We start from the raw sequence: 6,527 nt of genomic DNA, 5'->3' as shown, positions 1-6,527 counted from the left end.
CGCGGCGGGACGCACCGCAGCGGCCGGCGCCCGCTGCTCCACCCGGATCACCACGTCGCCCATCCTCAGGCGCATCCCGTCGCGCAGCTCGCAGCTTCGCCCCGCGCCGAGCGGGCTGTCCCCGCCGTCCACGAAGAGCCCGCCACGGCTGACGTCGGTCACGGTGAACCCATCGTCCCCGCCGAAAATGATGCAGTGCTTCCGCGAAATGAACATGTCGGGGTCCTCGAGCCGCCAGTCAGCCTCGAGCCCCCGCCCGATCGAGAGCTCTCCCCCAGGATGGGTGAGCTCCGCCGTAGGCTGGCGATGGGCCGAATGCTCGATGACGAGGCGCAGGCTCATGCGGCCTCCCGCGTGATGCGCCGCAGGCGCAGGTCGTCCCGGTCGGCGGCCCGTCGGGTCGGAAGCCAGGCCGTCCGCTCAAGGGCGACGCGGCCGAGCCGCGGCTCGGGCACCTCGGCTTGGGTCAGCACGGGACGGAGGTCGATGTCGGTCTCGCGCCCGACGAGATGCAGCACCAGATGCCGCAGCCGGGCCCGCAGCGCGGGCTCGTCCGCAAGGCGCAGGTAGAGCCCGAGCCCGACCGGCCCGACACGGAGCTCCGCCCGGTCCTGCCGGGAGAAGACCCTGGCTCCGACGACCGCCCCCTGCCCCAACTTGGCATGGACGCGACCGATGCGGGTCTGGAGCGGCGCCGGAAGATCGATCCAGCCGCCCACGAACTCCACGAGTCGCACGGGTGCGCCCAGCAGGGCGGCCACCGGCGCGGTCAGCCTCTCGCTCCCATGGACCTCCTGCGCGATCTGCATCGCGTGGTCGAGCTTGACGGCCTCGGTCTCGCGCGCCGCCGGGGCCGCCCCGCGCTGCCCCGGCAGGCCGATTCCCGCCAGCGCCCCGAGCGTGGCGCCCACCCGCCCCGCCGCCGGCCGGTCCGCCTGGACGGCGGGCTGCGCATCGCCCCAGGCGCGCCAGTAAAGCGCGATCATCCGGTGCTGCAGCATGTTGCAGAAATCGAGCGCGGCGGTGTCCGAGGTCGCGTGCTCGCTGCCCGCCACGAACCAGCGCTGCGAGACCCGCTCGAAGACCCATCGCGTGAGGTGGAGCGGCATGGGCCCCTCGGGGCCGAGAAGGCCGATCACCTCCACCTCCACGGCAGGGATGCCGGCCGGAGACATCGCCACGCGCGCCACGTCCCGGGTGGCGACGGCCATGCGGGTCCCCTGCCCCAGGCGCGCGGGCTCGCGCTCCGGTCCGCCCGCGCGACCGAAGGCCAGGCCCGGACCCTCCAGCCGCCTCAGCAACTCGAAGAAGCTCATCGCCTCTGTCGGCGCCCCCATCAGATCATGGACCGCGCGCCGAGCGTCATCGGCCATGTCACCTCCTCCTGTCGCTGGGAAAGCCGGGCGCGTGTCCGCACGAATCCGTTGATGCCCACATGCCGCGCGAAGAGCTGCGCAACGAGCGCCGAGAGAAGGAGTACGCTGGACCCCGCGAACGGCGCCTCGTCGAGTTCCAACGTGATCTCCACGCCGTGGCCGAAGCAGAGCGGTCCCGGCAGGTCCAGCCTCTCCACGACGCGACGCGACGCGACGCGGCGGATGGCCTGCGCATGGCGTCCGAGTCCCGGATCTCCCCTGTCGGCATAAAGCCCGAGGAGCCCGAGGAGCGGCTCGGCCCCCTGCCGCTCCTCGGCCAGGGACAGGTGGTTCAGCGCGAGCTGCGCCACCAGGCGCCAAGCCATCTCGTCGTGCTCGATCTCCCCACCCGGCCCGCGCCCCGGCGGGCGGCCATGTCCTCCGGGGACCGGCCGGCGCATGGCGCCCAGGAGCCCGACCTGCCCGACCGGGTCGCCGGACTCGACGAGGAGCCGCGGCGTGTCGTCCAGGATGGGCAGGTCGCGGTTCGTGCACAGCGCCCGTATGTCGAGGCTGCGCGGCACCCTGTCCCCCGCGATCGAGATGTAGAGGTCGTCGCCGGCATGGGTGGTGCGCATCTGGCCCCGGCGAACCTCGTCCTCGCTCGGACGCCGGGGCCGCCGTTCCAGCGTGTAGACCGCGCCGCCCGGCGCCCGCCGCGTCATGCCGTGGAGCGGCACCACCACGGCCTCGGACCCCTGCTCCTCGGCGTCCTCGACCCGCAGGACGCGATAGATCTCGAAGTCCCGGGGCTGGGTGCGGTCGGCATGGACGACATGGGACGAGCGGCGCGGATCGAGCTCGACCAGATCGCACTCCCGCTCGAAGAGGTTGACGATCGGCGTCGCGAAGAGACGGAAGTCCCGGACGGAGAGGTCGGCCATCTCGGGCCGCGGCCGCCGCAGCAGGATCACGACCTCCAGCGGGCCGGCGCCGCAGTCCCGCACGGCCGGCCGCAGATCGTCGAGGCGAAGGTAGTGGAAGCGCTCCGGCATCAGGAAGTATTCGCGCAGGAGGCGGTAGCCGCCGAAGCCCGGCCGCAGCGGCGGCAGAAGGGCCTCCCGGTCCTGAACCCCGATCAACGCCGGCCCCGCCACCGTCCGGTAGGGTCCCGCACTGCCCGGAGAGCCGGGCCGCGCCGCGGCCCGTGCCCTGGCACCCAGCGCCTGCCCATGAATGGCGTCGAACAGCGCCCCTCCACGACCCCCGCTCCCGAGGTAGAGGTCGAGCCGGTCGAGGGCGAGCTCCGAGAGCGCCCCCGGCCCCTCGCGCGCCAGGGTCAGCCGGACGCCCGCCTCCGCCGCCAGGGCGTTCCCCTGGAGGCCGGCCGCGTGCAGCGCCCCACGATCCGGGAGGTACTCCGCCCGGTCCAGGCGGATGGGCCAGAGCGCCACGTCCTGGGCGGTCGTGTAGATGGCACGCGTGGCCAGCTCCTCGCGGAAGGCGGAGACGAGTCGTGTCCCGCGCCGCACCACGTGCCCCGCCGCCATGGCCTGCACCTGCGATCCCGGCTGCAGCACCGCCGTCGAGACCGCCGGTCCGAGGGCCAGGAGATCGGGCGCCAGCGCATCGATCAAGGCCTCGACATAGCGCGTGCTTTCCAGGTCCACCTTGAGCCGCGTCCGGGCCGCCAAAAAGGCCACGCCCTCGAGCAGCCGTTCGACATAGGGGTCCGGGCAGGGGACCGTGTCGAGCTGGAGGTTCCGCGCGATCGTCGGATGCAGGGCCGAGAACTCGGTGGCCAGATCGCGAAGGTGGCTCAGCTCCTCGTCGTAGTAGCTCAGGAAGGTCCGATCCATCTCAGCGCTCCAGCAACCGGGTCGCGGCGCGGCCGTTGTCGAGATCGATGGTCGTATGGAGCCGCAGGCGCTCGGGCACGGGCGACAGCATGAGCACGCCCTCCACCTCGATCCGCAGGCCGGTCTTGTCATTGGTCACGACGCGCACGGCGATGCTGTCCGACCTCAGGCGCGGCTCGAACATCGCCACGACCTCGCGCAATTGGCGCGACAGCCGGTCGGGATCGAAGTCGCGCGCCCGCCGGCCGGCGAAGGACGGGACGCCGTAGTTAACGACGCTGCGCCGCACCTCCGGGAAGTCGGCGATCAGCGTCGCGGGGCTCTGGACCCGCGAGCGCTCCCCATCGGTCAGAAGGGGCTCGCTCTCGAAGCGCTCGACGTTGAAGAGCGCCTCGACGTCGCGGCGGACGGCCTCGCGCAGGACGTCCGAGGTCACGATGATGCCCCGTTCCTCGAGAAAGGCGCGCCGCTGGGTCATCGCCAGCAGGTCGAGCAGTTCGCGCCGGTGCAGGCTTTCGAGGTCCGGCTCCGCGTCGATGCCTCGTCGACCGGAGGCGAGCAGACGCTCCAGGCGCTCGGCGCCCAACTCCCTCCCAAGCTCGGCCGAGAACCGGTCGATCTCGGCCGAAAGGCCGGGGAGATCGTCCACGAGCCTGTCCCAGAGGCTCGGTTGCACCGCCTCCCGCCGTGCCTCTTCGCCTGCCGAACCCCCCGCCAAGTGACCTCCCCCGCGCAGCCCCTCAGGCGCCGGCGACGAGGTCGTATTCGAACTCGTGCTCGGCCCCGGCCGAATGGTCGTCCGCCTGGGTGACGTACTTCATCTTGATCTTCTCGGCGGTGAAGCTGACCTCCTCCTCGGGGAGCTGCTCCTCGGTCCCCGACGGGGTCGGGAGGATGCGGAACCCGGAGATCGCGGCATTGGTCAAGGTGAACTGCAGGTAATCGAGATGGGTGTCCCCGGAATCCTTGCGTGCCATGATGACGATCTCGGGCAGCGACTTTCCCTGCATGGCGGCTTGCGCGAGATAGGGCGAGGCCGCGTCGGTGAACTTCCGCACCGAGATGTCGCTGATCTCGGCGCGCCCGCGCGACCGGCCCGAGCCCAGGTTCGCCGAGGAGCGCTGCGCCACGTTCCAGGAGATGGAATGCACGTCGATCTCCTCCTCGTGATCGGCGCGCTTCGATTCCCCCTTGATGTCGTCGATCTTCACGTAACCGGAAATGGGCATATGGTATCCTCCCGTGGTGCTGGGCGCTCAGCCCTTGATTGAAGGAAGCTCGGAAACGAGGCGCAGGCTCGCGTTGATGCCTTCGAGCTGGTAATGCGGGCGCAGGTAGAATCTCGCGTTGTAATAACCGGGCCGCCCCTCCACGCTGTCGACCTGCACCTCCGCCCGGGCGAGGGGCCGCTTCGCCTTGGCCTTGTCGTCGGCCATGGCGGGGTTCGCCAGGACGTAGCGGTTGATCCACTCCGACAGCCAGACCTGCATGTCGGCCCGTTCCTTGAAGGTGCCGACCTTGTCCCGAGCGATTGCCTTGAGGTAGTGCGCGAAGCGGCAGACCGGCAGGAGATACGGCAGGTTGGCCGAGAGCCTCTCGTTGGCCTGCGCGTCCGTGTCCACGAGCCGCCCCGCCCGCGCCTCGTCGTCCTGTAGCGAATGGGCGCCGATGAAGGCCGCGAGGTCGGTGTTCTTGCGGTGCAGGATCGGCATGAGGCCAAGCTTGGCGAGTTCCGCCTCGCGGCGGTCGTCGATGGCGATCTCGGTGGGGCACTTCATCGCCACGCTGCCGTCGTCGGTCGGGAAGGTGTGGACCGGCAGGTTGATGACCGTGCCGCCCGACTCCACGCCCCGGATCTGCGTCCCCCAGCCAAAGAGCTTGTGGCTGCGGTTGATGTTCACCCCCATCGGGAAGGCGGCGTTCATCCAGACGTAGTTGTCGTGCTTGCCGTCGATCTCCTCCTCGAAGGCGAAGCCCTTCACCGGCACGGTCGCCGCCCCGTAGGGCAGCCGCGCCAGCACCCGCGGCATGGTCAGGCCGATGTAGCGGCTGTCCTCGCTCTCGCGCAGCGACTGCCAGCTCGCGTAGTCGGGCGCGGAGACGATCTGCTGGAGGTCCTGCGGGTTCGGCAGCTCCTGCCAGCTCTCCATGCGGAAGAGAGAGGGCGCGGCGGCGGCGATGAAGGGCGCGTGCGCCGAGGCGCAAGTCCCCGACAGGTTCCGCAGCAGGCTCACGTCACGGGGATGGTGGCTGAACTCGTAGGCCCCCGATGATGACGCCGAAGGGCTCGCCCCCGAACATCGAATACTCGTCCGAGTAGACCTTCTTGAAGACCGGGGACTGGTCCCACATCTGCCCCTCGAAGTCCTCGAGGGTGTCGGCGAGCTGGTCCTTGGTGATGTTCATCACCCGGATCTTCAGCTTCTGGTCAGTCTCCGTGTTGTTGACGAGGTAGTGGAGCCCCCGCCAGGTCCCCTCGATCGTCCGCATCTCCTCGCAATGCATGATCTCGTTGACCTGGGCCGACAGCATCCGGTCGATCCCGGCGATCAGCGACTTGACCGACTTGATGGCGTTGCCCGAGATCGTCGCCGTCCCCGAGGTCTCCATCGCGGCCCGGGCGAGGTTCTGCACCAGCGCCTGGAGCTTCTCGCTCTCGGTGTCCTTGACCCGGAAGTCCTTCTCCAGCAGCCCGCTGAACTCGTCGAGGCTGATGGCCTCGGCGGCGGTTGCGACGGCGCTATCCTGCTTGGCGGCGTCGGCCATGGCTCATTCCTCTCCCTGGGCGGTCTTCATCGCCTCCTCGGCGACCTGGGCCAGCAGGGGCTGGTTCGACAGGAGCTGGGCGATGCGCTTCTCGGCGTTCACCTTGCCATCCATGTAGCCCAGCAACTCCTCGAGCTGACGGCGCATCCGCAGCAGTTCCGCCAGCGCGGGCACCTGCTCCGCCACCCGGTCGGGGGCGAAGTCGCGCATGCTCTTGAAGCTGAGATCCACGAACATCTCCTCGTCCGAGGCCTCGCCCTCCTTGGCGGGCAGCCTGTTCGGCACGCGCGCCTTGATGCGGGGGGCGAGCGCTTCCATGAACTTGCCGAAGCGGCCGGCGTCGACCTCGACGAAGTTGCGCTCGTTCACCGGCTTCTGCGCCTCGCGGCTCTCCGACGCGCCGGCGAGGTCGGCCATCACCCCCATCACGAAGGGCAGCTCGATAGTCGTCGGGCTGCCGTAATGCTCCACGTCGTAGGCGATCTGCACCCGCGGGGCGCGGTTGCGCTCGATCACCTTCTGCTTGCTTTCGGCCGCCATCGGCTTC

At 70.1% G+C, this 6,527-nt stretch carries 6 protein-coding genes and 1 pseudogene; all 7 read right to left on the bottom strand.

From position 1 onward, the window contains the following. Positions 1-342: FHA domain-containing protein (locus RUMESO_RS13835; RefSeq protein ID WP_037281150.1), on the bottom strand; the 342-nt coding region annotated here is incomplete at its 3' end. Then, positions 339-1,373 (bottom strand): type VI secretion system baseplate subunit TssG, encoded by a 1,035-nt coding sequence (gene tssG / locus RUMESO_RS13830; protein WP_037281149.1) that lies wholly within the window; start codon positions 1,371-1,373, stop codon positions 339-341. The genes tssG and RUMESO_RS13835, both read right to left, overlap by 4 nt. Then, on the bottom strand, positions 1,337-3,214 hold the full coding sequence (gene tssF, locus RUMESO_RS13825; protein ID WP_037281148.1) for a type VI secretion system baseplate subunit TssF: 1,878 nt from the start codon (positions 3,212-3,214) through the stop codon (positions 1,337-1,339). The genes tssG and tssF overlap by 37 nt, the downstream gene beginning before the upstream one ends. Position 3,215: 1 nt before the next feature. After that, complete coding sequence (gene tssE, locus RUMESO_RS13820; RefSeq protein ID WP_245639284.1) at positions 3,216-3,863, bottom strand: type VI secretion system baseplate subunit TssE; 648 nt, start codon at positions 3,861-3,863, stop codon at positions 3,216-3,218. A 91-nt stretch (positions 3,864-3,954) separates the two neighbouring features. Next, positions 3,955-4,443, bottom strand: coding sequence for an Hcp family type VI secretion system effector (locus RUMESO_RS13815; RefSeq protein WP_037281146.1), 489 nt, complete (start codon positions 4,441-4,443; stop codon positions 3,955-3,957). A 27-nt stretch (positions 4,444-4,470) separates the two neighbouring features. Further along, positions 4,471-5,980: pseudogene (gene tssC / locus RUMESO_RS13810) on the bottom strand (type VI secretion system contractile sheath large subunit). A 3-nt stretch (positions 5,981-5,983) separates the two neighbouring features. Next, entirely contained in the window at positions 5,984-6,520 is a 537-nt protein-coding gene (gene tssB, locus RUMESO_RS13805) for a type VI secretion system contractile sheath small subunit (protein ID WP_037281145.1), read from the bottom strand. Positions 6,521-6,527 lie beyond the last annotated feature (7 nt).

Source organism: Rubellimicrobium mesophilum DSM 19309, assembly GCF_000600335.2.
GTDB lineage: Bacteria > Pseudomonadota > Alphaproteobacteria > Rhodobacterales > Rhodobacteraceae > Rubellimicrobium > Rubellimicrobium mesophilum.
This window is presented reverse-complemented; position numbering and strand designations above follow the sequence as displayed.

Coding starts and splice junctions, on each gene's coding strand:
- tssG (WP_037281149.1), bottom strand. CDS start 1,373: ATGGCCGATGACGCTCGGCGCGCGGTCCATGATCTGATGGGGGCGCCG.
- tssF (WP_037281148.1), bottom strand. CDS start 3,214: ATGGATCGGACCTTCCTGAGCTACTACGACGAGGAGCTGAGCCACCTT.
- RUMESO_RS13815 (WP_037281146.1), bottom strand. CDS start 4,443: ATGCCCATTTCCGGTTACGTGAAGATCGACGACATCAAGGGGGAATCG.
- tssB (WP_037281145.1), bottom strand. CDS start 6,520: ATGGCGGCCGAAAGCAAGCAGAAGGTGATCGAGCGCAACCGCGCCCCG.